Source organism: Aeromonas sp. CU5, from assembly GCF_002586745.1.
Taxonomy (GTDB): domain Bacteria; phylum Pseudomonadota; class Gammaproteobacteria; order Enterobacterales; family Aeromonadaceae; genus Aeromonas; species Aeromonas sobria.
Map to the genome: position 1 here is coordinate 377,493 of NZ_CP023817.1, position 26,332 is coordinate 403,824.

A 26,332-nucleotide genomic window follows, 5' to 3' on the forward strand; every position below is an offset into this window, starting at 1 on the left:
TGTTTGGCATGGCAAAAAACGCCCGATAAACAGCCTCTTTCGAATCACAGTCCGCTTAATCCAGTACCGACTGCTGGGGGTTGAGCTGGTGTACCAGTCGCTCTTCCAACTGCTGTTGCTGCTCGGCGGTCAATGGCTCGCCATCGAGGCTGGTCAGGCTGAAAAAGTCCTCGACCCGCTCGCCGAAGGTGGCGATTTTGGCGGCGTGCAGCGACAGCCCGCACTGCTGGAATACCGCGCCGATCCGGGCCAGCAGGCCGGGGGTATCGAGGGCGGTCAGCTCCATCAGGGTGTGGCGGCTCTCCCCTTTATGAGGCAGGAAGACCACCCGGGTCGGCACGCTGAACTGGCGGTGGCGCCGCGACAGCGGCTTGTTGCGCAGCACCAGTTTACCCGGCTCCTGCAGCGCCTTCTCCAGCGCCTTCTTGATGGTGGCGGTGCGGTTGGGGCTGATGGGTTCGCCGCTCGGCTCCAGCACCACGAAGGTATCGAGCACGAAGTTGCTGCGCGAGTTCATGATTTGGGCGTCGTGGATGTTGAGGTTCTTCTGATCCAGCGCCGAGGCCACGGTGGCAAACAGATTCGGAGTATCGCGGCAGTAGATAAACACCTCGCTGCCGCCGCGGGTCGGGTGCTTGCCGATGATCACCAGCGGCGCCGGGTTGTCGCCATGCTCGATGATATGGCGGCAGTGCCAGGCGATCTGCTCCGGGCTGTGACGCAGGAAGTAATCCGCCTTGAAATCAGCCCAGAGCAGGTTGATCGCCTCTTCCGGTACATCCCGCTGCGCCATGAACTGCTTGGCCTGACGCTGGTTTTCGCGAATGCGCAGCCGCATGTCGGGCGGGTTCTCCAGCCCCTGGCGCAGCGCCTTCTGGGTCGCGAAGTAGAGCTCCCGCAGCAGGGTGCCCTTCCAGTCGTTCCACAGGGTGTCGTTGGTGGCGCAGATATCGGCCACGGTGAGGCAGTAGAGCAGGTCAAGATGCTGCTCGTCGCGCACCTTCTGGGCAAAATCGGTGACCACGTCGGGGTCGTAGATATCGCGGCGCTGGGCGGTGACCGACATCAACAGGTGGTGGCGCACCAGCCAGGCGACCAGTCGACTCTCGTAGCGATCCAGACCGTGCAGCTGGCAGAACTCCAGCGCATCGACGGCGCCGAGTTCCGAGTGATCGCCACGCCGCCCCTTGGCGATGTCGTGGAACAGGGCGGCGATGCTGAGCAGTTCCGGTTTGCGCAGCCGGGTGAATACCTCGTGGCAGAGCGGGTGGCTCTGGCGACTGGCCGGATTGGGAAACTGGTTAATGTTCTTGAGCAGCCGGTGGGTGTGCTCATCTACCGTGTAGGCGTGGAACATGTCGAACTGCATCTGGCCGACGATCAGGTTCCACTGGGGCAGATAGGCGGCGAGGATGCCATACTTGTGCATCAGGGTGAGCGGCAGTCCGATGCCGTTGGGGTGGCGCAGCAGCGCCATAAACAGGCGGCGGCAATCAGGCAAATCCTGTAGCCAGTTGTTGAGCTTGCGGCGCGCCTCGCGCAGCTGGCGCAAGGTGGCCGAGTGAATACCCGCTATCTCGGGATGCTGGGCCATCTGGTAGAAGAGGCGCAGGATGGCGGCCGGTTCACGGCTAAACAGCTCCGCATCCACCGCATCGATGAGGCGGCCACGGATCTGGAATTCGTCAGAGAGGCGGCGCACATCCATGGCGGTGTTGCCGAGGATCGCCTCGTCAAACAGCTGCAGTAGCATCTCGTTGAGCTCTGAGACCCGCCGCACCGTCTGGTAGAAGCGCTTCATCATCTGCTCGACCGGGCTGTTGCCTTCCCCCTCGAACCCCAGCATCTGGGCCACGGTGCGCTGGCGATCGAACAGCAGGCGGTTATCCCCCTTGTTGATGGCCATGTGTAGGGCAAAGCGCACCTTCCACAGGAAATTCTGGCAGTCGAGCAGCTCGCGGTACTCGGCCCGGTTGAGAAAGCCGTGGCTGGTCATCTCGAACAGTGTGGTGGCGCCAAAGTGGCGGCGGGCGACCCAGGCAAGGGTTTGAATGTCCCGCAGGCCGCCCGGATTGCTCTTGAGATCGGGCTCCAGCTTGTAGGCGGTGCCAAGAAATTGCCGATGACGCTCCGCCTGCTCCTGGCGTTTGGCGCGAAAAAAAGCTTCGCTCGGCCAGAAGTGCTGGGGTTTGGTCGCCTGCTTGAGCTGCAAGAAACCCTCTTTACGACCGGTAATGTAACGGGCCTCGATCAGGTTAGTGGCCACCGTGATGTCGGCGCGGCCCTGTTCAAGGCACTCGGCCACGTTGCGCACGGCCTGGCCTACCTCTAGCTTGAGATCCCACAGCAAGGTGATGAACTCGCCGATCCGCAGCCCCAGCACCTCGTCCAGCTCATCGCCGTCATAGAGGAGCAGCAGGTCGATGTCGGAGTGGGGGTGCAGCTCACCGCGGCCATAACCCCCCACCGCGATCAGGGTCAGCTCGCTCTTGTCGAAGCCGAACTTTTGCCACAGCCGAATGAGCAGCTGATCCATATATTCGGAACGGGTAGCGACCAGCTCGATGATGTTGTCACCGGCATCGAAACGGGCGTGCAACCAAACGAGAAAGCGGCTGAGATACTCTTTGCAGTTGTCGCGGGTGAGCTGATCATCGGGCAACAAATGGGGGGAAAGCAGGCTGGCGTCCATGGCATCTCACACGCAAGTAGCAGGCAAATGGCTGAAACGGGAAGTAAAAACCCCGGCGCTTGGGGATGTCAGGGCCGGGGTTCGATGTTAGCTGTGTTTGATGATGCGGTCGATAGTGTCATCGGGGCGCAGGGTGAGCACCTCGCAGCCATCCTCGGTCACCAGCAGGGTGTGCTCCCACTGGGCGGAGTCGCCGCCATCCTTGGTGGTCACGGTCCAGCCATCCTTCGGATTGACCTTGCAGTGATACTTCTTGCTGTTGACCATAGGCTCGATGGTGAAGCACATGCCCGCTTTCAGCTCCAGCTTGCCGCTGTTACGGTAGTGCAGGATCTGCGGCTCTTCATGGAAATCGCTACCGATGCCATGGCCACAATAGTCACGTACCACCGAGAAACCTGCCTGCTCGACGATAGGCTGGATCACTGCACCCAGCTCGGTGATGCAGGCACCCGGGCGCACCTTCCTGATGGCAGCGTACAGACTCTCCTGTGCGACCTTGCACAGCTTGTTGCGTAGCGGGGTGGTCTCGCCCACCACAAACATGGCCGAGGTATCACCGTGGTAGCCATCCTTGATGACAGTGATATCCAGGTTGATGATGTCGCCATCACGCAATTTTTTGTGGTTCGGAATGCCGTGACAGATCACATCATTGACCGAGGTGCAGATGGATTTGGGGAAGCCGTGGTAGTTGAGCGGAGCCGGAACCGCCTGCTGCACGTCAACCATATAGTCGTGGCAAATGGTGTTCAGTTCGTCAGTGGTGACGCCAGCTTTGACATGGGGCGCAATCATGACCAGCACATCGGCGGCCAATTGGCCGGCAACGCGCATCTTTTCAATCTCTTCCGGTGTCTTGATTTTAATGGACATGGGATCTCTCTTGCGGCCTGCCGCTGGTGCCGAACACGGCAGACAGGACAGGTAATGAAAAATAGATGCGTTTGCAATCAGGGCAAAATTTTATCCGCAACCCCCGCGTACTTCCAGTGTGATTGTCATCACAACGTCAAATCGGCACTGCAGCCTGTTCGGGCGGGATCCATTTTTACACCTGTTTTGGTGGTCACTTGGTGGTGTCTCGAGCAAAGTTATGGTATAAAGCGCGCCGGAATGGGGAACTTGCGTCCGCATTTCATCACCCTTAATCAATAACACACACACATCGACACATATACCGGGGTGCCTTAACGGGTCGGTTATATGGGATGTGTGGAGGCCTAACCCCAATACAGAGGTATAAAATGGCTAAAGTTTCTATGCGCGACATGCTGCAAGCCGGCGTTCACTTCGGTCACCAGACTCGTTACTGGAACCCGAAAATGAAATCCTACATCTTCGGTGCCCGCAGCAAGGTTCACATCATCAACTTGGAAAAAACCGTTCCGTTGTTTGACGATGCCATGAACTTCATCAGCTCCGTAGCTGCCAAGAAAGGCAAGGTACTGTTCGTTGGTACCAAGCGTGCCGCCGCTGAAGCAGTCAAAGATTCCGCTGAGCGTTGCGACCAGTTCTATGTAAACCACCGCTGGTTGGGCGGTATGCTGACTAACTGGAAAACCGTTCGTCAGTCTATCAAGCGCCTGAAAGATCTGGAAATCCAGAGCCAGGACGGTACCTTCGAAAAGCTGACCAAGAAAGAGGCGCTGATGCGTACTCGCGAAATGGAAAAGCTGGAGAAGAGCCTGGGTGGTATCAAGAACATGGGTGGCCTGCCTGACGTTCTGTTCGTTGTCGATGCCGACCACGAGCACATCGCTATCAAAGAAGCCAACAACCTGGGTATCCCGGTCGTTTCCATCGTTGATACCAACTCCAACCCGGACGGCGTTGATTATGTCATCCCGGGTAACGACGATGCTATCCGTGCCGTACAGCTGTATCTGAATGCTGCTGCTGACACCGTACTGGAAGCTCGCGAGCAGGACATCGTTGTTCAAGCTGAACAAGATGGCTTCGTTGAAGCTCAGTAAGTGATAAGGACTGTAAAGCCCTTATTAACCAAGCTGATGTAAATTGGTTAGCAGGGGCCCTTGTGGCCCCTGTTTCTTGTCAATTGAAGACCGAGGAAACTGGAATGTCTATCGTTACCGCCGCCCTGGTAAAAGAACTGCGCGAGCGCACCGCCGCTGGCATGATGGATTGCAAAAAAGCACTGACTGAAGCCAATGGCGACATCGAGCTGGCAATCGAAAACATGCGTAAATCTGGTCAGGCCAAAGCCGCCAAAAAAGCCGGTCGTATCGCTGCTGAAGGTGTTATTTTCGCCCGTACCGAAGGCAACATCGCTGCCATGATCGAGCTGAACAGCGAAACCGACTTCGTCGCCAAAGATGCCAGCTTCATGGCAATGGGCCAGAAGATCGCTGATATCGCTGCAACTCAGAAAATTTCTTGCATCGATGCGCTGAAAGCTGCTGACTTCGGTAACGGCGAATCCGTCGAGCTGACCGTTACCAACCTGATCGCCAAGATCGGTGAGAACATGAACCTGCGTCGCGTGATGCTGGTTGAAGGTGACAACCTGGGTACCTATGTTCACGGTTCCCGCATTGGTGTTATCACCAAGCTGACCGGTGGTTCCAGCGAGCTGGCCAAAGATCTGGCCATGCACGTTGCTGCCAACAGCCCGCAGTTCGTCAAGCCTGAAGACGTGTCTGCTGACGTCGTTGCCAAAGAGCGCGAAATTCAGATCGACATCGCCATCAACTCTGGCAAGCCGAAAGAGATCGCCGAGAAGATGGTTGAAGGCCGCATGAAGAAGTTTACCGGTGAGGTTTCCCTGACTGGTCAGCCGTTCGTGAAGGATCCTTCCATGACCGTTGCCGAGCTGCTGAAGAAAGAAGGCGCTGACGTTGTCTCCTTCACCCGTTTCGAAGTGGGCGAAGGCATCGAGAAGCAAGAGAACGATTTCGCAGCTGAAGTAGCAGCTCAAGTCGCGGCCGCTCAGAAGGCTTAATCGAACCGGTTTTTCCGTTTCCCCAGACCGCGACTTATGTCGCGGTCTTTATATGACCAGGAATCAGTGACATGAGTACCAATCCCAAGCCTGCATACAGACGTGTTCTTCTGAAGTTGAGTGGTGAAGCCCTGCAAGGATCCGAGGGTTTTGGCATTGATCCAGCGGTGCTGGAGCGGATGGCCCAAGAGATCAAGGAACTGGTTGAGCTGGGTGTTCAGGTCGGTCTGGTCATCGGTGGTGGCAACCTGTTCCGTGGTGCCGGTCTTGCCAAAGCGGGCATGAACCGCGTGGTGGGCGACCACATGGGTATGCTGGCTACCGTGATGAACGGTCTGGCCATGCGTGATGCCCTGCATCGTGCTTATGTGAATGCCCGTCTGATGTCGGCCATCTCCCTGCAGGGCGTCTGTGATTCCTATAGCTGGGCCGAGGCTATCAGCCAGCTGCGCGCCGGCAAAGTGGTGATCTTCTCTGCCGGTACTGGCAACCCCTTCTTTACCACCGATTCTGCGGCTTGCCTGCGTGGTATCGAGATCGAAGCTGACGTGGTGCTCAAGGCGACCAAGGTTGATGGTGTATACAACGAGGATCCGGTTAAGAATCCGGATGCCGTGCTGTATCATGAACTGGGTTATGATGAAGTTCTTGAAAAAGAGCTCAAGGTAATGGATCTTGCTGCGTTTACCCTGGCGCGTGACCACAATTTACCGATCCGGGTGTTCAACATGAACAAACCGGGTGCGTTGCGCCGGGTTATCATGGGTGAGCCGGAAGGCACGCTGATCCACCACGTTGGTAAGTAAGATAACGGCAAGCCACCAGGCGCTCTTATCCTATCCATCACGTCAGTAAATAAGATAGACACGAGCCGTGTGACGGCTCGTTCGCCAAAAGGAAAATCACTGTGATCAACGAGATTAAAAACGATGCCAAGGACCGTATGGGCAAGAGCGTAGAGTCGCTCAAGACCCAGATGTCCAAGATCCGCACTGGCCGCGCTCATCCAAGCTTGCTGGATGGTATTCAGGTTGAGTACTACGGTTCTGCCACTCCGCTGAAGCAGTTGGCCAACGTGGTTGCGGAAGATGCTCGCACCCTCTCCATCTCCATTTTTGACCGCTCGATGATCCAGGCGATAGAGAAGGCAATCCTGACCTCGGATCTGGGCCTGAATCCGTCCAGCAATGGCCAGACCCTGCGCGTTCCCTTGCCTGCACTGACAGAAGAGCGTCGTCGTGACCTGACCAAGATCGTTCGTGGCGAAGCAGAAAATGCACGTGTTGCGGTGCGCAACATCCGTCGTGATGCCAACGCTGATCTGAAAGCGCTGCTGAAAGACAAAGAGATCTCCGAGGATGACGACCGTCGTGCCCAGGAAGAGATCCAGAAGCTGACCGACTCCTACGTCAAGCTGGTCGATGAGGCCCTTGCCGTAAAGGAGAAGGAGCTAATGGAAATCTAAGCCTTCGAAAGGTATATTACGAGCGCCGTGTAGTGCCCCTGCACGGCGCTTTTGTCTTTGTAGGAGAATTACATGTCACTTTTGGCTGCGTTGGGTGATTGTGCCAACTCGTCTTTGCCCCGTCACGTGGCCATCATCATGGACGGTAACGGCCGCTGGGCCCAAAACCGTGGCAAGATGCGGGTTTATGGTCACAAGGCGGGCGTCAAGTCGGTGCGCGAGGCCGTCACCTTTGCCGCGCGGGCCAAAATAGATGCGCTGACCCTGTTTGCCTTCTCCAGCGAAAACTGGCGTCGTCCGGCGGGGGAAGTGAGTGCCTTGATGGAGCTGTTCATCGCGGTATTGAGCCGGGAAGTGCAGAAACTGCACAACAACGGGATCCGGCTCAAGGTGATTGGTGATACTGCTCGCTTTAGTGAGCGGTTGCAGGCCAAAATCGCCAAGGCGGAGGCCCTGACCGCCAATAACAAGGGCTTGACCCTGAATATTGCGGCCAACTATGGCGGCCAGTGGGATATCGCTCAAGCGGCCCGCCGGCTTGCCAAGGCCGTGGCAGCCGGTGAACTGGCTGCCGATGATATTGATGAGTCCATGTTGACCCGTGAGGTTTGCATGGCCGACTTACCGCCGGTGGACCTGTTGATCCGTACCGGTGGTGATCATCGCATCAGCAACTTTGTGTTATGGCAGCTCGCTTATGCCGAGCTCTATTTTACCCCGGTATTGTGGCCTGACTTCAACGAGGCCGAGTTCAGTGAGGCAGTTGCCTCCTTCGTGGCCCGCGAGCGTCGCTTTGGCTGTACGGGTGAACAGATACGGGAATTGATCGCCGAGCAGCAGACCGGCTAAACCCCGCTCCCAAGAGAGAGGTTTCTTTTGCTAAAACAACGAATTATTACTGCTTTGATGTTGATCCCCCTGGTGTTGGGGGCGCTTTTCTTTCTGCCATTGAAATTTTTTGCCCTGTTGGCTGCGCTGGTGTTCTTGTTGGCCAGTCGTGAATGGAGCGGGTTTGTCTTTGCTACCCCGCAGCAATGGTTACCCATAGTGTTTTGCCTGTTACTCGGTGCCAGCCTTTTTTGGTTACCGGTAGAGCAACTCTGGGCACCTCACCTGCACCCCATCGTAATGGGAGTGCTCTGGACTGCGGCCAGCTGGTGGTTGCTGGGTCTGCTGTTGGTGCTGCGTTATCCCCAGAGCGCCAAACTGTGGAAAGAGTCGATTTGGCTCAAGTCGCTATTTGGTCTGGTGACCCTGGTGCCCTTCTTCTGGTCGCTGGTCGCCATTCGTGGTTACAACTTTTACCATGACCCCATGATGGGCGCCTGGATCCTGCTATTTGTGATGGGGCTGGTCTGGGCGGCAGATTCTGGCGCGTATTTTTTCGGCAAGGCGTTTGGCAAACACAAGCTGGCACCGGCCGTCAGTCCGGGTAAAACCATTGAAGGAATGTGTGGTGGCCTCTTCACCGCCAGCCTGCTGGCTATCGGTGTCACTTGGTGGATGGGGTTTGTGCCGGCCAAGATGGGGATTATTCTGTTTTGCTCCCTGCTGGCGGTGTTGGCGTCGGTGCTCGGCGATCTGACGGAAAGTATGTTCAAGCGGGAAGCGGGCATTAAAGATTCTGGCACCTTGCTGCCTGGTCACGGCGGTATTCTCGACCGGATCGACAGCCTGACTGCCGCCCTGCCGGTATTTCTGCTCAGTTATCTGCTACTTGGTCAGGAGTTTTGATGTTCAGCTTGCTGATGGTGTCGCGTGCACAGAGCGCTATTGAACTGTTATTGACGCAGGAGTGTTGATGCGCAACCTGGTGATTCTGGGAGCTTCCGGCTCCATCGGTCAGAGTACCCTCAAGGTGCTGCGCCATAATCCGGGCAGTTGGCAAGTGTTGGCGTTGACCGCTGCCCGCAGCGTGGATGCCATGCTGCGGGATTGCCTCGAATTTGCTCCCCGTTTTGCGGTGATGGTTGATGAAGAGGCTGCCCGTGAACTGGCCAGTCGCCTCAAGACCCACGGCAGTACCACCCGGGTGATGTCAGGCGCTGCTGCTCTTTGCGATGTGGCGGCTCACCCCGATGCCCACAGCGTGATGGCGGCCATCGTCGGTGCCGCAGGTCTGGCGCCGACCATGGCGGCGGTGCGGGCTGGCAAGCGGATCCTGCTCGCCAATAAAGAGGCGCTGGTGATGTCCGGTGCTTTCTTTATGAACGCTGTGCGTGAGTACGGGGCTGAACTGCTGCCTATCGACAGCGAACACAATGCAATTTTTCAGTGCCTGCCGACGGCAGTGCAGCGTGAACCCGGTTTTTGCGATCTGGCGGCGGCAGGGATCAGCAAGATCCTGCTGACCGGTTCCGGCGGCCCGTTCCGTTACACCGAGATCGGCGAGCTGGCCAAGGTGACGCCGGCGCAGGCCATCGCTCATCCCAACTGGTCGATGGGGGCCAAGATTTCGGTGGATTCCGCCACCATGATCAACAAGGGGCTCGAATATATCGAGGCGCGCTGGCTGTTCAATGCCGCCCCCGAGCAGATTCAGGTAGTGATCCACCCGCAGTCGGTGATCCACTCCATGGTGCAGTATAAGGATGGCTCTGTGCTGGCCCAGCTTGGCAATCCGGACATGTGCACCCCCATTGCCCATGCACTCGCTTACCCCAATCGCATCCCCTCCAGTGTGGAACCTTTGGATTTCTTCAGTGTCGGAGAGTTCAGTTTTATCCGGCCTGATTACGATCGCTACCCCTGTCTGGCGCTGGCCATCAATGCCTGCCAGAAGGGGCAGGCGGCGACTACTGCGCTCAATGCCGCCAACGAAGAGGCTGTTGCCGCCTTCCTGGCCGAGCGTATCGGTTTTATGGAGATAGCCCGGATCAACGAAACCGTCATGCTGGCGCTGGAAAGCAGTGCCGTCAGTTCGCTCGATGATCTGTTTGCCCTGGATGGTGCGGCCAGAGCCCGTGCTCACAACCTGATTGAGGAGCTTGGCTGATGGGCGGAGTTTTGTGGAATATTGGTGCTTTTGTTATCGCCCTTGGCTTATTGGTTGCGGTTCATGAGTTTGGCCATTTCTGGGTTGCCCGCCGTTGCGGTGTTAGGGTTGAGCGTTTCTCCATCGGCTTTGGCAAGGCTATCTGGCGCCGGATGGGCAAAGATGGCACCGAGTATGTGCTGGCGCTGATCCCCCTTGGCGGCTACGTCAAGATGCTTGATGGCCGGGTCGATGAGCTCAAGCCCGGTGACGAGCAGTATGCCTTCAACCACAAGAGTGTCTGGGCGCGGATGGCGATTGTCGCGGCAGGCCCGTTTGCCAACTTTGTGTTCGCCCTGTTTGCCTTGTGGCTGATGTTTCTCATCGGGGTGCCGAGCGTCAAGCCGGTGATTGGCGAGGTTCGCCCTGCTTCCATCGTGGCCGAGGCTGGCGTGTTGCCTGGGATGGAGATTGTCGGGGTCGGCGATGAGCAGACCGGTGACTGGGAGAGTGTGACCTATGCCCTTATCAGCCATCTGGGGGATGATGCTGTCACTCTCAAGGTGCAGTCACCCGATACCAGCTATACCACTGACAAAGTGCTGTCACTGGCGAGCTGGACCTTTGATCCGGATAAAGAGTCTCCCATTGGCAGTTTGGGGATAGTCCCCCTCAGTGGCAAAGTGCTGCCGGTGGTCGCCGCCGTGGTGGCCAACAGTGCCAGTGAAAAGGCGGGGTTGCAGGTCGGCGATCGCATCAAGCAGGTTGGTGATGAGCCGATCACTGCCTGGGCCCAGTTTGTCGAACGGGTGCAACAGGCACCGGGTGAACCGTTGCAACTGGTGGTCGAGCGCAATAACAGTGATCTGGCCGTGACCGTGACCCCGGATACCAAGAAGGTACAGGGTCAAATGGTCGGTTTTGTCGGTCTCTCGCCGCAACTGGTTCCATTACCGGATGAATATCGAATTCTGTTACAGTATGGGCCGTTAGAGGCGCTGTGGCAGGGGGCTGACAAGACCTGGAGTCTGATCACCCTCACCTTTGACATGATTGGCAAGCTGGTTGCTGGCATAGTGTCGCTGGATAACCTCAGTGGTCCCATCTCCATTGCCAAAGGCGCTGGTAGCAGTGCCGATTATGGTCTGGTCTATTTCTTGAGTTTTCTGGCGCTGATCAGCGTCAATCTGGGGATCATCAACTTGTTCCCCTTACCGGTACTCGATGGTGGTCATCTGGTCTATTTCCTGATCGAAGCGGTCACCGGCAAGCCGGTATCAGACAAAATACAGGAAGTGGGTTTCAGGATTGGCGCCGCCATTCTGATGTTATTGATGGGCATTGCGCTGTTTAACGATTTCGCTCGCCTCTGAGGCCAGAGCATCAACAAGGACACATAAGAACAAAATGGCTGTTAAAAAAGCATTGGTGTTGAGTTGCCTGCTGGGTGCCAGTTTCCTGGCCCAGGCGGCCCCTGCCTCTTTTGTGGTGCAAGATATCCAGGTCGACGGTTTGCAACGGGTGACTCTGGGTGCCGCACTGTTGAATCTGCCGATCCGGGTCGGCGACACGGTCGACTCCATGGCCCTGGCCAGCGCCATCAAAAAACTCTACTCCTCTGGTAACTTCGAGGATGTGAAGGTTTATCGGGATGGACAGGTATTGCAGGTGATGGTCAAGGAGCGTCCAACCATCTCCAGCATCGAGTTTGCTGGCAACAAGGATATTAAGGAGGAGCAACTGACCCAGAGTCTGGAGTCCTCCGGTATCCGTGTGGGTGATCCGCTGGATCGCACCGTGCTCACCTCCCTCGAGAAGGGGCTGGAAGATTTCTACTACGGCGTGGGCAAATACTCCGCCAAGGTTAAGGCCATCGTCACCCCGTTGCCGCGCAACCGGGTCGACCTCAAGTTCACCTTCGTGGAAGGGGAAGCGGCCAAGATCGAACAGATCAACATTGTCGGTAACAGCGCGTTTGCAGAAGAGCGGCTGATTGCCCAGCTCTCCCTGCGCGACGAAGTGCCTTGGTGGAACTTCACCGCCGATCAGCGCTATCAGAAGCAGAAACTGGCCGGTGATATCGAGACCCTGCGCTCCTACTACATGGATCGTGGCTATATCCGCTTTAGCCAGGAGTCCACCCAGGTCTCCATGACCCCGGACAAGAAGGGGGTCTACGTGACCCTCAACATCAAGGAAGGGGAGCAGTACAAGGTCTCTGGCGTGCAAATCAAGGGTGATCTCATCGATCGTGGCAGCGAGATGAAAGGGTTGATCCCAATCACTGCTGGCAGCACCTACTCCGCCAGCCAAGTGACTCACACCGAAGAGGTGCTCTCCAAGTTCCTCGGCCGTTATGGCTATGCCTATCCGAAAGTGGTTACCTTCCCGCAAGTTAACGACCAGACCAAAGAAGTGGAGCTGATCGTCAACGTGGAACCGGGCCCCCGTGTCTATGTGCGCAATATCAACTTCAATGGCAACGCCACCACTGAAGATCAGGTGCTGCGCCGTGAGATGCGCCAGATGGAAGGCACCTGGCTCTCCTCCGACAACATCGAGCAGTCCAAGAGCCGTCTCAACCGTCTTGGCTATTTCGAGAGTGTGGAAGTGGATACCAAGCGGGTACCGGGTAACGACGATCTGGTCGATCTGGACTTCAAAGTCAAGGAGCAGCCAGCCGGTTCCATCAATGCCGGTATCGGTTACGGTACCGAGTCCGGTCTGAGCCTGCAGGCGGGGATCTCTCAGGACAACTTTATGGGGACCGGCAAAAAGGTCTCTATCAACGCCAGCACCAACGACTACTCCAAGAACGTTGACCTGAGCTACAACGATCCCTATTTCACCGTGGATGGTGTCAGTCTCGGTGGTCGGGTTTACTACAACCAGTTCCGTGCTGACGATGCCGATATCGTCGATTACGAGAACGAAACCATCGGTTTCCGTCTCTCCAGCGGCTTCCCGGTCAATGAATTCAACCGGCTGGACTTCAGTACCGGTATCGAGAGCACCAAGCTGAGCCGTCCATCGTTCAACGCCCAGAACTATCAGGATTGCTTGAAGGATAACCCTGAGTCAGACGGTAATACCTACTGCTGGGATCAGTGGAACGACAACCGTCAGTCGGTGCAGATGGATCAGTTCTGGAATGTCTATTCACAGGATGGCTCCAACCTCGACTTCGTCACCGTCGATGTGACCGCTGGCTGGACTCGCTCCACCCTGAACAAAGGGATGTTCCCGACCGCCGGTGATCGTCAACGGCTCAATGCCAAGGTGACTGTGCCCGGGATGGAGCTGCAGTACTACAAGCTCTCTGCCGAAGATGCCCACTACTTCCCCCTCGATGTGGACCACAACTGGGTGATGATCGGCAAGGGGCGCGTCTCTTACGGTAATGGTTATGGCGACGACTCCATGCTGCCGTTCTTCGAGAACTACTATGCCGGTGGTTTCGATACGGTACGTGGCTTCAAGAGCAACACCATTGGTCCCAAGGCGATCTACAAGACTTACAACAAACCGGGAACGCCAGGTTGTACCGGTAGTCAACCGTGTGAAACCGGCAGTTACGAAGGTTCGGATACCTCGGTGGGTGGTAACGCCCTGGCCGTCGCATCACTGGAGCTGGTATTCCCGACCCCGTTTGTCTCCGAGACCTATCGCCCGCAGATCCGTTCTACCGTCTTTATGGATGCCGGCACCGTCTGGAGTACCGACTTTGCCAACGGAACTTATCCTTGCGCCTCCGGTGCTGATTGCAACTATTTGAGTCAGGACTACTCTAACCCGGGCAATATTCGGGTCTCTGCCGGTGTCTCCCTGCAGTGGCTGTCGCCGATGGGCCCGCTGGTATTCGCCCTAGCCAAGCCAATCAAGAAATACGAGGGGGATCGCACCGAAGTCTTCTCCTTCAACATCGGTCGTACCTTCTAAATCGTGTATCGCCCCCAGCCATGGGGTGGGGGCATGTAATGATGGGACGCGCGCTATGCGTGCCTCAGCAGGTAACAAGACGGTCTTAACGCCGCTTGCATAATCAGGTAAATCAGGTAGCCCTCACCATGAGGGAACAAGGAGTAAGTGTGAATAAAGCGTTGAAAGTAGCTGGTTTGAGCTTTGCACTGATGGCTGCCGGCATGGGTTCTGCCTTCGCTGAGACCAAGATCGCCGTGGTTGATATGGGTGAAGTTTTCCAAAAGCTGCCCCAGCGTGAAGCGGTAGCCGCCAAGCTGAAAGGCGAATTCGAGCCGCGTATGCGTGAGCTGCAAAAGCTGGAACAGGATGGCCAGAAGCTGGTTGAAAAGTTCCGCAAAGATGAAGCCTTCATGAGCGCCGAGCAGAAGAAGCAGAATCAGGAGAAACTGGCCAAGCTGCAGATGGAGTTCAACCAGAAGCGTCAGGCGTTTGAACAGGACAACGGTCGCCGTCAGTCTGAAGAGCGCAACAAGATCCTGACCAAGGTACAGGCTGCCATCGATTCCATCGCCAAGAGCAATGGTTACGATCTGGTGCTGGAGCGCAATGCCGCCCCGTTCGCCGCCAGCAAGCTGGACATCTCTGGTCAGGTTATTTCTCAGGTAAGCAAGAGCAACTAATTGATGGCATTCACTCTCGCACAGCTGGCCCAGCAACTGGGGGCCGAGATCCATGGCGATGGAACCGTGGAAATCCGCAAGGTAGCGACACTGGAAAAGGCCGGGAAGGGTGAGATTACCTTCCTTTCCAACACAAAATACCGGCATTATCTGGAGCAGAGCAAGGCGAGCGCCGTGCTTATTACAGAGGCGGATTTGCCATTTTGTCCCACCCATGCACTGGTGCTCAAAGACCCTTATGTGGGCTTTGCCAAGGTAGCCCAACTGCTGGACACCACCCCGCAACCGGCCACGGATATCCATCCGAGCGCGGTGATTGCGGCGGATGTGCAGCTGGGCGAGAGAGTGGCCATCGGGGCCAATGCAGTGATCGAATCTGGCGTAGTGCTGGGAGATGATGTACGCATTGGTCCGGGTTGTTTTGTTGGTCAACAGACCCGGCTGGGAGCGCGCTCCCGGCTATGGGCCAATGTGACCCTCTATCACAATGTCACCATGGGCACCGATTGTCTGGTTCAATCCGGCACAGTGATCGGCGCCGATGGTTTCGGCTATGCCAACGAACGTGGCGAGTGGATCAAAATCCCCCAAATCGGTGGTGTGACCATCGGTAATCGGGTCGAGATTGGAGCTTGTACCACCATTGACCGCGGTGCGCTGGAAGATACCCGCATCGCCGACAACGTTATCATCGATAACCAGTGCCAGATCGCTCACAACGTCGAAATCGGCTATGGTACCGCCATCGCGGGTGCGACCACTATGGCTGGTAGTCTCAAGGTCGGCAAATACTGTATCATTGGCGGCGCTTCCGTCTTTAACGGGCATATGGAGATCTGCGATCAGGCCACCATTACCGGTATGTCCATGGTAATGAGACCCATCACCGAGCCCGGTGTCTACTCCTCAGGTATTCCTCTGCAACCCAATAAAGAGTGGCGCAAGACCGCCGCCCGGGTGATGCGTATCGAAGAGATGCACAAGCGGTTAAGCAAGCTTGAGAAGAAGCTGGTTCAAGAATAATCACGATTGGCATAGGGTGCTGTTTTGACTACTGAAAAGAAGAGCCTGGGGATCCAGGAAATTATGGAATTGCTGCCCCACCGTTATCCATTTTTGATGGTGGACAGGGTTGACGATTACGAAATCAGTGATGAGCGCAAAACCTTGCGTGCCATCAAGAACGTCTCGTTCAACGAGCCGATCTTCCAGGGGCACTTCCCGGCCAAGCCGGTATTCCCCGGTGTATTGATCCTGGAAGCGATGGCGCAGGCCACCGGTATCCTGGCCTTTACCATGGTGGGCAAACCGTCACCCAACGAACTCTATTACTTCGCCTCAATCGATAACGCTCGCTTCAAGCGTCCGGTCGGCCCCGGTGATCAGCTGGTGCTGGATGTGGTGTTTCTGAAAGAGCGTCGCGGCATTGCCAAATTCACCGGTGTTGCCACCGTCAATGGTGAAGTGGTCTGTACCGCCGAACTGATGTGCGCAAAACGCGAGGTTTAACACACGTGATCGACCAGACTGCCATCATTCACGATACTGCTATCGTCCATGAGTCTGCCGTGATTGGTAAAGGGGTTGAAATTGGCCCCTTTTCTGTCATCGGCGCCGAGGTTGAAATCGGCGATAACACCTGGGTCGCTTCCCATGTGGTGATCAAGGGCCCGACCAAGATTGGTCGTGGTAACAAGATCTTCCAGCACACCTCCATCGGTGAGGATTGCCAGGACAAGAAGTACACTGGCGAGCGCACCTTTCTCGAGATTGGCGACAACAACGTTATTCGCGAGAACTGCACTTTCCACCGTGGCACCATTCAGGATCAGTGCCTGACCAAGGTGGGCAGTGGCAACCTGTTTATGGTCAACGTTCACGTTGCCCATGACTGCATCATTGGTGATAACTGCATCTTCGCCAACAACGCCACTCTGGCGGGCCATGTGGTGATCGGTGACTTCGTGATCTTTGGTGGGCTTTCTGCCATCCACCAGTTCGGCCGTGTTGGCTCCCACGCTTTTGTCGGTGGCTGCGCCGCCCTGAACAAAGATGTGCCGCCCTACGTGATGGCTGCCGGTAACTACGCCAAGCCGTTCGGGGTCAACTCCGAAGGTCTGCGTCGCCGCGGCTATACGCCCGAGGCCATCTCTGCCGTCAAGCGCGCCTACAAAGAGATCTTCCGCTCTGGCAAGACCATCGAAGAGGTGCTGCCGGTGTTGATCGAGATGGCGGCCAGTGAACCGGCGGTTCAGCTGTACGTCGATTTCCTCAAAGATAACGAGCGCGGGATTATCCGTGCCTGATCCCGTTCGCATCGGTATCGTCGCCGGAGAAGTCTCCGGCGATATTCTGGCCGCCGGTCTGGTGCGCGAGCTGCAAGCGCGCTATCCGGATGCGCAGTTCGAAGGGATCGCCGGGCCGCGAATGCAGGCTCTCGGCGTCAAAGCGCTGTTCGAGATGGAAGAGCTCTCCGTCATGGGGATCACCGAGGTACTTGGCCGTCTGCCACGCATCCTCAAGGTTCGCCGTGAACTGCTGCGCCATTTTATTACCAATCCGCCCGATATCTTCATCGGCGTGGATGCACCGGATTTCAATATCGGGGTGGAGCTGAAACTGCGCCGCGCCGGTATCAAAACGGTTCACTATGTCAGCCCCTCGGTCTGGGCCTGGCGTCAGAACCGCATTCACAAGATCAAGGCTGCCACCGACATGGTGCTCGCCTTCCTGCCGTTCGAGAAAGCCTTCTACGACCGTTTCGATGCCCCTTGTCGCTTTGTTGGCCACACCATGGCGGATGATATTCCGCTGGTGCCGGATCAGGCCGCGGTGCGCCGCCATCTGGGTATCGATGCCAATCGCCGTTGGCTTGCAGTGTTGCCGGGTAGCCGCAGCGCCGAGGTGGGCTTTATGTCCCCCCTGTTTCTTGAAGCGTGCAAGCACCTGACGGTACGTTATCCTGATCTCGGTTTTCTGGTGCCACTGGTCAACCAGCAACGACGTGAGCAGTTTATGGCCATCAAGGCCGAGTTGGCGCCGGATCTCGACATGGTGTTGTTAGAGGGGCAGGGGCGCGAGGCGATGATCGCCGCCGATGTGGTGATGCTGGCCTCCGGCACTGCCGCACTCGAAGCCATGTTGGTGAAAAAGCCGATGGTGGTGGGCTACAAGCTCAAACCGTTCAGTTACTGGCTGGCCCAGCGCTTGGTGAAGACCGAGTTTGTCTCGCTGCCCAACCTGCTGGCGGGTCGCATGCTGGTGCCCGAGTTGCTGCAACACGAGTGCACCCCTGAAAACCTGGTGGTTGAAGTGAGCAAGTTGTTTGAGCATGACAATAGCCAACTGGTCAATACCTTCACCGAGTTGCACCAGCGCATTCGCTGCAATGCGGATCTGCAGGCCGCCGACGCGGTAGCCGACTTGCTCGGTAGATAACTCTCTCCAGACGGCCGATTGTGCTGCGCGTCGCAGCGGCACATCGTCGACGTTATGCCAGGCCCTGCGGGGCCTGTTTTGATTCAAGGTGGCAAGATGATGATCGATATTCCTGACGACAAGCTGGTTGCCGGTGTGGACGAAGTGGGCCGCGGCCCGCTGGTGGGTGACGTGGTGACCGCTGCGGTCATTCTTGATCCGGCCAATCCGATCATCGGACTGGCTGATTCCAAGAAGCTTTCCGAGAAGAAACGTCTTGCCCTGTTTGACGAGATCAAGGAGAAGGCGCTGGCCTGGGCCATCGGTCGTGCCAGCCCGGAGGAGATCGACCAGCTCAACATCCTGCATGCCACCATGCTGGCGATGCAGCGCGCTGTGGTTGGGCTGAAGGTGACGCCCGAGCTGGTCTTTATCGATGGCAACCGCTGCCCTGACTTGCCGATGGAAGCGCGCGCCGTGGTCAAGGGGGATAGCCTGGTGGCCGCCATCAGCGCCGCCTCCATTCTGGCCAAGGTGACCCGCGATGGCGAGATGACAGAGCTGGACAGCCGTCATCCCGACTATGGTTTTGCCCGCCACAAGGGGTACCCTACCCCTGAGCATCTCGCCATTCTGGCCAAGCTAGGCCCTTTGCCGCAATATCGTAAAAGTTTTAAACCGGTGCGCCGCGCACTGGGGATCGAGTAGACCATGCAATTTAGCTTGAGCAACGAGAAGGTATGACGATGGCTGAACCCCGTTTTATCCACCTGCGGGTCCACTCCGACTTCTCTATGGTCGATGGGCTGCAGAAGATAGGCCCCATCGTCGGGGCTGCTGCGGCCAATCACATGCCGGCACTGGCACTGACCGACCAGATGAACATGTGTGGTCTGGTGCGCTTCTATGGCTCGGCCCACGGCAAGGGGATCAAACCCATCGTCGGTGCCGAGTTCCTGGTGCAGAGCGATGAGCTGGGTGATGAGCTGTTTCGTCTGACCCTGCTTGCCATGGACAACGACGGTTACCAGAACATCACCTTGCTTATTTCCCATGGTTATCAGCGTGGTCATGTGCAGGGACGTCCGGTCATCGACAAAGCCTGGCTGGCGGATCACGCAAAGGGGGTTATCGTCCTCTCCGGTGGCCGTGAGGGAGATGTAGGCAAGTTCATGCTCAAGGGCAACCGGCAGATGGCCGAGTCGTCGCTGGCTTTCTATCAAGCCCATTTTCCCGATGCTTACTATCTTGAACTGTTGCGTACCGGTCGCCCCGACGAAGAGGCCTATCTGCACATGGCAGTGGCCCTGGCCACCGAGTTCGCCTTGCCGGTGGTGGCCACCAACGAGGTGGTGTTCCTCTGTGCCGATGATTTTGACGCCCACGAGATCCGGGTTGCCATCCACGATGGCTACACCCTGATGGACAAGCGTCGCCCGCGCCGTTACAGCCCCCAGCAATACCTGCGTAGTCAGGAGGAGATGTGCGAGCTATTCGCCGACATCCCCGAGGCGCTGGAGAACACGGTCGAGATCGCCAAGCGCTGTAACGTAACGGTGCGTCTGGGCGAATACTTCCTGCCCAACTTCCCGACCGGCGACATGACCACCGAAGATTTTCTGGTGGCCAAGTCGCAAGAGGGGCTTGAGGCGCGTCTCGAATTTCTGTTCCCTGATCCCGCTGTACGCGCTGCCAAGCGCGGCGAGTACGACGAGCGCCTCGATATCGAGCTGAAAGTGATCAACCAGATGGGCTTCCCGGGTTACTTCCTCATCGTGATGGAGTTTATCCAGTGGTCCAAGGACAACGGCATTCCCGTTGGCCCTGGCCGAGGCTCGGGGGCGGGCTCCCTGGTGGCGTACGCCCTCAAGATCACCGACCTCGACCCACTGGAATTTGACCTGCTGTTCGAACGTTTCTTGAACCCCGAGCGGGTATCCATGCCCGACTTCGACGTCGATTTTTGTATGGATCGACGCGACGAAGTGATCGAGCACGTCTCCGAGATGTATGGCCGGGATGCCGTGTCGCAAATCATCACTTTCGGCAGCATGGCGGCCAAAGCGGTGGTGCGGGACGTGGGCCGGGTGCTGGGCCACCCCTACGGTTTTGTCGATCGGATCTCCAAGCTCATTCCGCCTGATCCGGGCATGACGCTCGCCAAGGCGTTTGAGGCAGAACCCAAGCTGCCCGAGCTCTACGAGCAGGATGAGGAGGTCAAAGACCTCATCGACATGGCGCGTCGACTGGAAGGGGTGGTACGTAACGCCGGTAAGCACGCCGGTGGGGTGGTGATTGCGCCCACCAAGATCACCGATTTTGCACCGCTCTATTGCGATGACTCGGGCAATCATCCGGTTACCCAGTTTGACAAGAACGATGTGGAGTACGCCGGACTGGTGAAGTTCGACTTCTTGGGCTTGCGTACCCTGACCATCATCGACTGGGCTTTGGGGATGATCAACCCGCGCCTTGCCAAAGAGGGCAAGCCGCCAGTTGATATCGCCGCCATTCCCATCGATGACAAGAAGTCGTTCGCCCTGTTGCAGCGGTTCGAGACCACAGCGGTATTCCAGCTCGAATCCCGTGGCATGAAGGATCTGATCAAACGGCTGCAGCCAGACTGTTTTGAAGACATGATCGCCTTGGTGGCGCTGTTTCGACCGGGCCCGCTGCAGTCAGGCATGGTGGATAACTTCATTGATCGCAAGCGCGGCCAGGAAGCTATCTCTTATCCCGATGAAAAATGGCAGCACGAGAGCCTCAAGCCGATACTCGAGCCCACCTACGGCATCATCGTTTATCAAGAGCAGGTGATGCAGATTGCCCAGACTCTGGCGGGTTATACCCTGGGTGGCGCCGACATGTTGCGCCGGGCCATGGGTAAGAAAAATCCGGCCGAGATGGCCAAGCAGCGCGCCGGTTTCGAGGAAGGGGCCATTAAACACGGTGTTGATGGCGAGCTGGCGGTCAAGATCTTCGATCTGGTGGAGAAGTTTGCCGGCTACGGCTTTAACAAATCCCACTCCGCCGCCTATGCGCTGGTCTCTTACCAGACCTTGTGGCTCAAGACCCACTTCCCGGCCGAGTTTATGGCGGCGGTGATGACCGCCGACATGGACAACACCGACAAGATAGTGACCCTGGTGGACGAGTGTCAGCGGATGGGGCTGACCGTGATCCCGCCGGATGTGAACACGGGTCGCTATCGTTTTAGCGTCAACGAAGATGGCCATATCGTCTACGGCATAGGTGCAGTGAAAGGGGTCGGTGAAGGCCCTATCGATGCCATTCTTAGTGCCCGGGATCAGGATGGTCCATTTCGCGATCTGTTCGACTTTTGTAATCGGGTCGACATCAAGAAGATCAACAAACGGGTGATGGAAAAGCTGGTCTACTCTGGCGCCATGGATCGGCTCGGCCCCCACCGCGCCGCCCTGATGGCGACGCTGGAGGAGGCGATGCGCGCTGCCGAGCAACACGCCAAGGCGCAAGCGGTCGGTCAGGTCGATATGTTCGGCGTGCTCACCGAAGAGATTGACGACGTCAAGAAGGCGTTTGCCAACGTGCCGCACTGGCCTGACAAGGTGTGGCTGGAAGGGGAGCGCGAGACCCTCGGGCTCTATCTCACCGGTCACCCCATCAACCAGTACAGCAGCGAGTTGCGGCGTTATACCTCTGGTCGCCTGTGCGATCTGCATCCTACCTCCCGCGATACCGTGACCACGGCGGCGGGGTTGGTGATTGCGGCGCGTAGCATGGTGACCAAGCGTGGCAACAAGATGGGGATCTTCACCCTGGACGACCGTTCCGGTCGCCTCGATGTGACCCTGTTCAGTGAAGCGCTGGAAAAATATGAAGAATTGATGCAAAAAGACCGTATTTTGGTGGTTTCTGGACAGGTCAGCTTTGATGACTTCTCTGGTGGCCTTAAAATGTCGGCCCGTGAATTACTGGATATCAACGATGCGAGGGAGCGTTTTGCCAGAGCAATCCGCATCTCCCTCGATGAACAGCGAATTGATGATCGCTTTTTCCCGCGTTTGTGCGAGATTTTGGAGCCCGCCCGTGCCGGAGTCTGTCCGGTTCAGGTAAACTATCGTCGCCCCGGTTCCCGGGTGCGATTGACGCTCGGTACCGAGTGGCGGGTGACGCCCACCGATCAACTGATAGATGACTTGCGCGTCCTGCTTGGACGAGAGCGGGTGGAATTGGTTTTTGATTAGAGGATCTATAGGCCCTATGAGTCTTTTTCTGGATTTTGAACAGCCGATTGCCGAGCTGCAGGCGCAGATTGATGAACTCCGTCATGTGAGTGAGCACAACAGTGCTGTCGATCTCAACGACGACATTCGCCGGCTGGAGAAGAAAAACGAAGAGCTGACCAAGAAGATCTTCAGCGATCTGGGGGCCTGGCAGGTATCCCAGATGGCGCGTCATCCTCAGCGTCCTTACACCCTCGATTATATCGAGCACATCTTCACTGACTTCGATGAGTTGGCTGGTGATCGCGCCTATGCCGACGACAAGGCTATCGTTGGTGGCATCGCCCGTCTCGATGGCGAGCCGGTGATGGTGATTGGTCAGCAGAAAGGTCGCGAGACCAAAGAGAAGATCAAGCGTAACTTTGGTATGCCGCGTCCGGAAGGGTACCGCAAGGCCCTGCGTTTGATGGAGATGGCCGAGCGCTTCAAGATGCCGATCATCACCTTTATCGACACTCCGGGTGCCTACCCGGGTGTGGGGGCAGAAGAGCGTGGCCAGTCCGAAGCGATTGCCCGCAACCTGAAAGTGATGGCTGGCCTGACTGTGCCGGTGGTCTGCACCGTGATCGGTGAAGGTGGATCGGGTGGCGCCCTGGCTATCGGCGTGGGTGATCGCGTCAATATGCTGCAGTACTCCACCTACTCCGTCATCTCGCCGGAAGGGTGCGCCTCCATTTTGTGGAAGAGCGCCGACAAGGCGTCGGTGGCGGCTGAAGCCATGGGCATTACTGCCCCGCGTCTGAAAGAGCTCAAGCTGATCGACCATGTGATCGATGAGCCTCTGGGTGGTGCTCACCGCGATGTGGCAAAGATGGCCAAGAATCTCAAGGCGCGCATCAAGCAGGATCTGGATGCCCTGCGTCCGCTCGATACCGAGCAACTGCTGGAGCAGCGCTACCAGCGCCTGCTGGGCTACGGTTACTGTTAACTCTGCCGTTAGCACATCAAGCACAGAAACCCCCGTTATCAACGGCAATGCTGTTCACTTAAGCGGAGCCGCATTGCGATCTACCGGAAAACGGGTCTTTGATATCTTCACCGCCCTGGGTCTCGATGGCCTGGGGCGTTTTTCTATGAACATGACGCCTATGCTGCCCCGCAACTCCGCCAATCTCCGCGGCGTATGCGCTGGCGATAGCGCGCCAGCCATCACCGCCATCTGGTTCGCTATGAACTGACAGGCAAATTTGAAGCTCACCTCATTGGGTGCTCGCTGATGGACTACCGCTGCCTGGCTCGCCTCCCGCCTGACCAGATTGTATCCAAGCAGCAAACCCCACAGCTCCTGATAGACCAAGTCCACTTTCTTGCTTCTCCGCGTGATGGCAATGTGCTGCATCGCGCTTTTGATATCCCGGTATCCCAGCTCTATTTCCCCGCGCTCGTGGTACAGGGTTGCCACCTGAGCTGCGCTGAACCCCGCCACAGGGAGGTAAATACCGTTTTCTCCTTGCCGGCCACCTCATAGGTCACTGCACGAACTTGCCAGTGCATCGGCAACGCCGGGATTTTCTTGCGGGCCTGAGGCGAGACCTTCATTTGCAGCAGACGGTCGCCGTCGCCATAGCGCTCGAGTTCCGTGTATACCAGCCCCTTGCGTTCCGGGATGAGCCGGTGACGGTGGGTGTCTTCGGTCTGAATACGCAGCAACAAGTCAGCACCGAAGAAGCCCTTATCCAGCAGGGTTACCGAATGGTCCGGCAATGATTGAATGAACTCGCTGGCCAGGGGGATTTCCCCTTTGCGGTACGGGCTGATGGCCGCGTTGGCAATGACATGCGAGCGGACATTCATGAGCGTGACCAACCGCAGCATCGGGTAGGGGGTTTGCCGGTTGGTTGAGGTGGGACCTGAGCCGAAATGCGCTCTGAGTTCAGGCATATCCTGGGTTCGGAACAGGGCCCCATCGATGGCAAAGACCTGTAAACCATGCCACAGGTCTTCAGGATAACGTTCCCGCCCCCACACATCAGCACACTGCTTGAACAGCCACTCGAGCGGCTGTTTGCCGAGTCGCTGACGGGCTTGAGACAGGGCACTGTCAGCGAGCAAGGCATCATTTGCCAAACCTTCGGCACAGATGTTGAGGCGCCGAGCGACCTCGGAGATGGGCTCATTGCGAAAAAAGGCCATCCCCACGACGAGCCACAAGACCATATCAGCAGGTAAGCGGCGTCGGCGGATAGTGGCCTTTTCAGACAAGGCGGCAGCGGCAGTAATCCATTCGTCGGGAATATGGTCGGCAAAAATTGCCAACCGGGCCAGCATGTCGCCAGATGCTTCAATAACATCGCTCAGGTCGTTTGCAATAGACATAAAAAAATCCGGAACCAATGACTGGTTCCGGATTGTCCTACAGCAGAAGGATCGGTCAATGGATCCTTAACTAATCAGCATTGCCGTAATGCAGGGCATTTTTTATATCTGCCATATTTTGCTGACGACTAAAATTAATCTTTGAGTAAATAATAATTGGTTGCCGTGGTGTTAAAGGTGTTAATTTTGTTGTGTGATTGATGTCTCTTAATTGTTTTTTGTTACATGTAGAGTAGTCACCGTAGTAATGCAGAAACGGCATGGATCGGGTGAGATACGTAGATATCTCGTCCCGGCTATCTGCATGTTTATTGCTGCCCTAACAATGTGCAATTAAATTAACAGGACGTTAATAATGCGAAAGAAACTATTTAGCAGCCTCTATTTTCAGGTATTGCTCGCGATCACCCTCGGGGTATTACTGGGGCATGTCTATCCGGAGCTGGGCGCTGATATGAAGCCCCTCGGTGATGGCTTCGTCAAATTGATCAAGATGATCATCGCCCCCGTTATTTTCTGTACCGTGGTCACCGGTATTGCCGGGATGGAGAGCATGAAGGCGGTCGGCAAGACCGGCGCCATTGCCCTGCTCTACTTCGAGGTGGTCAGCACCATCGCCCTGATCATCGGGCTGTGCGTGGTCAACCTGCTGCAACCCGGGGTTGGCATGAACGTCGATCCGGCTGCACTGGATGCCAGCGCCATCTCCGCCTATGCGGAACAGGCCAAGTCCCAGGGCATTATCGCCTTTTTGCTGGATATTATTCCGGGCAGCGTGATCGGCGCCTTTGCCAGCGGCAATATCTTGCAGGTATTGTTGTTTGCGGTGCTGTTCGGTTTTTCCCTGCACCATATTGGCGAAAAGGGACAGGTTATTTTCGGCGTCATCGACAGTTTCTCCAAAGTCATATTTGGCATTATCAATATGATAATGAAACTGGCGCCGATCGGTGCATTCGGGGCAATGGCATTTACCATCGGTAAATATGGGGTGGGTTCGCTGGTACAGTTGGGCCAGTTGATCGCCTGCTTCTATATCACCTGCCTCTTTTTCATCTTCGTTGTGCTGGGCAGCATCGCCAAAGCCTCCGGCTTCAGCATCCTGCGTTTCATCTCCTACATTCGCGAGGAGCTGCTGATCGTGCTGGGGACCTCCTCTTCCGAGTCAGTATTGCCGCGGATGCTGGACAAGATGGAGAAGCTGGGTTGCCAGAAGTCGGTGGTGGGGCTGGTCATTCCGACCGGTTACTCCTTCAACCTGGATGGCACCTCCATCTATCTGACCATGGCGGCGATTTTCATCGCGCAGGCCACCAATACACCGCTGGACCTGTTCCAGCAGATCACCCTGTTGGTGGTGTTGTTGATCTCCTCGAAAGGGGCGGCCGGGGTAACCGGTAGCGGCTTTATCGTGCTGGCGGCGACCATTTCGGCGGTGGGCCATCTGCCACTGGCCGGTTTGGCGCTGATCCTGGGGATCGATCGCTTCATGTCCGAGGCGCGGGCGCTGACCAACCTGATCGGTAACGGGGTTGCCACCGTGGTGGTCGCCAAATACTGCAAGCAGCTGGACCAGAAGAAGATGGATGCGGTGCTCGGCGGCAAGGCCGGGCAGCTGGAAGTGGACAGGGCTTAAGCGC

At 56.9% G+C, this 26,332-nt stretch carries 20 protein-coding genes and 1 pseudogene; 18 read left to right on the forward strand and 3 right to left on the reverse strand.

Annotated features, from left to right (window positions below; translation table 11 throughout):
* Positions 1–55: 55 nt before the first annotated feature.
* Complete coding sequence (gene glnD / locus CK911_RS01720; RefSeq protein ID WP_098968779.1) at positions 56–2,692, reverse strand: bifunctional uridylyltransferase/uridylyl-removing protein GlnD; 2,637 nt, start codon at positions 2,690–2,692, stop codon at positions 56–58.
* 87 nt (positions 2,693–2,779) lie between these two features.
* Positions 2,780–3,568 carry a type I methionyl aminopeptidase gene (map, locus tag CK911_RS01725; protein WP_098968780.1) on the reverse strand — a complete coding sequence of 263 codons (789 nt, stop codon included), beginning with the start codon at positions 3,566–3,568 and terminating at the stop codon, positions 2,780–2,782.
* Positions 3,569–3,939: 371 nt separating this feature from the next.
* On the opposite strand from map, the gene rpsB reads away from it, so the two are divergent.
* The 17 genes from rpsB to accA all read left to right on the forward strand — a co-directional run bounded on the left by rpsB (position 3,940) and on the right by accA (position 23,304).
* Complete coding sequence (gene rpsB, locus CK911_RS01730) at positions 3,940–4,668, forward strand: 30S ribosomal protein S2 (protein ID WP_042020069.1); 729 nt, start codon at positions 3,940–3,942, stop codon at positions 4,666–4,668.
* A gap of 104 nt (positions 4,669–4,772) precedes the next feature.
* Positions 4,773–5,654, forward strand: coding sequence for a translation elongation factor Ts (gene tsf, locus CK911_RS01735; RefSeq protein WP_042020070.1), 882 nt, complete (start codon positions 4,773–4,775; stop codon positions 5,652–5,654).
* Between the two features lie 71 nt (positions 5,655–5,725).
* Positions 5,726–6,460, forward strand: coding sequence for a UMP kinase (pyrH, locus tag CK911_RS01740; protein ID WP_042020071.1), 735 nt, complete (start codon positions 5,726–5,728; stop codon positions 6,458–6,460).
* Positions 6,461–6,561: 101 nt separating this feature from the next.
* Entirely contained in the window at positions 6,562–7,119 is a 558-nt protein-coding gene (gene frr, locus CK911_RS01745) for a ribosome recycling factor (protein WP_042020072.1), read from the forward strand.
* Positions 7,120–7,191: 72 nt separating this feature from the next.
* On the forward strand, positions 7,192–7,968 hold the full coding sequence (uppS, locus tag CK911_RS01750; RefSeq protein ID WP_068976803.1) for a polyprenyl diphosphate synthase: 777 nt from the start codon (positions 7,192–7,194) through the stop codon (positions 7,966–7,968).
* A gap of 57 nt (positions 7,969–8,025) precedes the next feature.
* Complete coding sequence (locus CK911_RS01755; protein WP_241658085.1) at positions 8,026–8,853, forward strand: phosphatidate cytidylyltransferase; 828 nt, start codon at positions 8,026–8,028, stop codon at positions 8,851–8,853.
* A gap of 67 nt (positions 8,854–8,920) precedes the next feature.
* A complete protein-coding gene (ispC, locus tag CK911_RS01760; protein WP_098968781.1) occupies positions 8,921–10,114 on the forward strand; it encodes a 1-deoxy-D-xylulose-5-phosphate reductoisomerase in 1,194 nt (397 codons plus the stop codon).
* Entirely contained in the window at positions 10,114–11,466 is a 1,353-nt protein-coding gene (rseP, locus tag CK911_RS01765; protein WP_098968782.1) for a sigma E protease regulator RseP, read from the forward strand. The genes ispC and rseP overlap by 1 nt, the downstream gene beginning before the upstream one ends.
* Before the next feature lie 34 nt (positions 11,467–11,500).
* Positions 11,501–14,032 carry an outer membrane protein assembly factor BamA gene (bamA, locus tag CK911_RS01770; RefSeq protein WP_098968783.1) on the forward strand — a complete coding sequence of 844 codons (2,532 nt, stop codon included), beginning with the start codon at positions 11,501–11,503 and terminating at the stop codon, positions 14,030–14,032.
* A 149-nt stretch (positions 14,033–14,181) separates the two neighbouring features.
* The gene (locus CK911_RS01775) at positions 14,182–14,694 is read left to right on the forward strand and encodes an OmpH family outer membrane protein (protein WP_042020080.1); all 513 of its coding nucleotides are present in this window, start codon (positions 14,182–14,184) and stop codon (positions 14,692–14,694) included.
* A gap of 3 nt (positions 14,695–14,697) precedes the next feature.
* Positions 14,698–15,717 (forward strand): UDP-3-O-(3-hydroxymyristoyl)glucosamine N-acyltransferase, encoded by a 1,020-nt coding sequence (gene lpxD, locus CK911_RS01780; protein WP_042020364.1) that lies wholly within the window; start codon positions 14,698–14,700, stop codon positions 15,715–15,717.
* A 63-nt stretch (positions 15,718–15,780) separates the two neighbouring features.
* Complete coding sequence (gene fabZ, locus CK911_RS01785; protein ID WP_223290107.1) at positions 15,781–16,203, forward strand: 3-hydroxyacyl-ACP dehydratase FabZ; 423 nt, start codon at positions 15,781–15,783, stop codon at positions 16,201–16,203.
* Between the two features lie 5 nt (positions 16,204–16,208).
* Positions 16,209–17,000, forward strand: coding sequence for an acyl-ACP--UDP-N-acetylglucosamine O-acyltransferase (gene lpxA / locus CK911_RS01790; protein ID WP_098968784.1), 792 nt, complete (start codon positions 16,209–16,211; stop codon positions 16,998–17,000).
* A complete protein-coding gene (gene lpxB / locus CK911_RS01795) occupies positions 16,993–18,132 on the forward strand; it encodes a lipid-A-disaccharide synthase (protein WP_098968785.1) in 1,140 nt (379 codons plus the stop codon). The genes lpxA and lpxB overlap by 8 nt, the downstream gene beginning before the upstream one ends.
* Before the next feature lie 96 nt (positions 18,133–18,228).
* A complete protein-coding gene (gene rnhB / locus CK911_RS01800; RefSeq protein WP_098968786.1) occupies positions 18,229–18,819 on the forward strand; it encodes a ribonuclease HII in 591 nt (196 codons plus the stop codon).
* 38 nt (positions 18,820–18,857) lie between these two features.
* Complete coding sequence (dnaE, locus tag CK911_RS01805; RefSeq protein ID WP_098968787.1) at positions 18,858–22,337, forward strand: DNA polymerase III subunit alpha; 3,480 nt, start codon at positions 18,858–18,860, stop codon at positions 22,335–22,337.
* 16 nt (positions 22,338–22,353) lie between these two features.
* Positions 22,354–23,304 (forward strand): acetyl-CoA carboxylase carboxyl transferase subunit alpha, encoded by a 951-nt coding sequence (gene accA, locus CK911_RS01810; RefSeq protein ID WP_042020086.1) that lies wholly within the window; start codon positions 22,354–22,356, stop codon positions 23,302–23,304.
* A 54-nt stretch (positions 23,305–23,358) separates the two neighbouring features.
* On the opposite strand, the pseudogene CK911_RS01815 reads toward accA, so the two are convergent.
* Positions 23,359–24,692, reverse strand: a pseudogene (locus CK911_RS01815) (IS4 family transposase).
* Positions 24,693–25,047: 355 nt separating this feature from the next.
* Here CK911_RS01815 and CK911_RS01820 point away from each other — a divergent pair.
* The gene (locus CK911_RS01820) at positions 25,048–26,328 is read left to right on the forward strand and encodes a dicarboxylate/amino acid:cation symporter (RefSeq protein WP_042020545.1); all 1,281 of its coding nucleotides are present in this window, start codon (positions 25,048–25,050) and stop codon (positions 26,326–26,328) included.
* Positions 26,329–26,332: the final 4 nt, after the last annotated feature.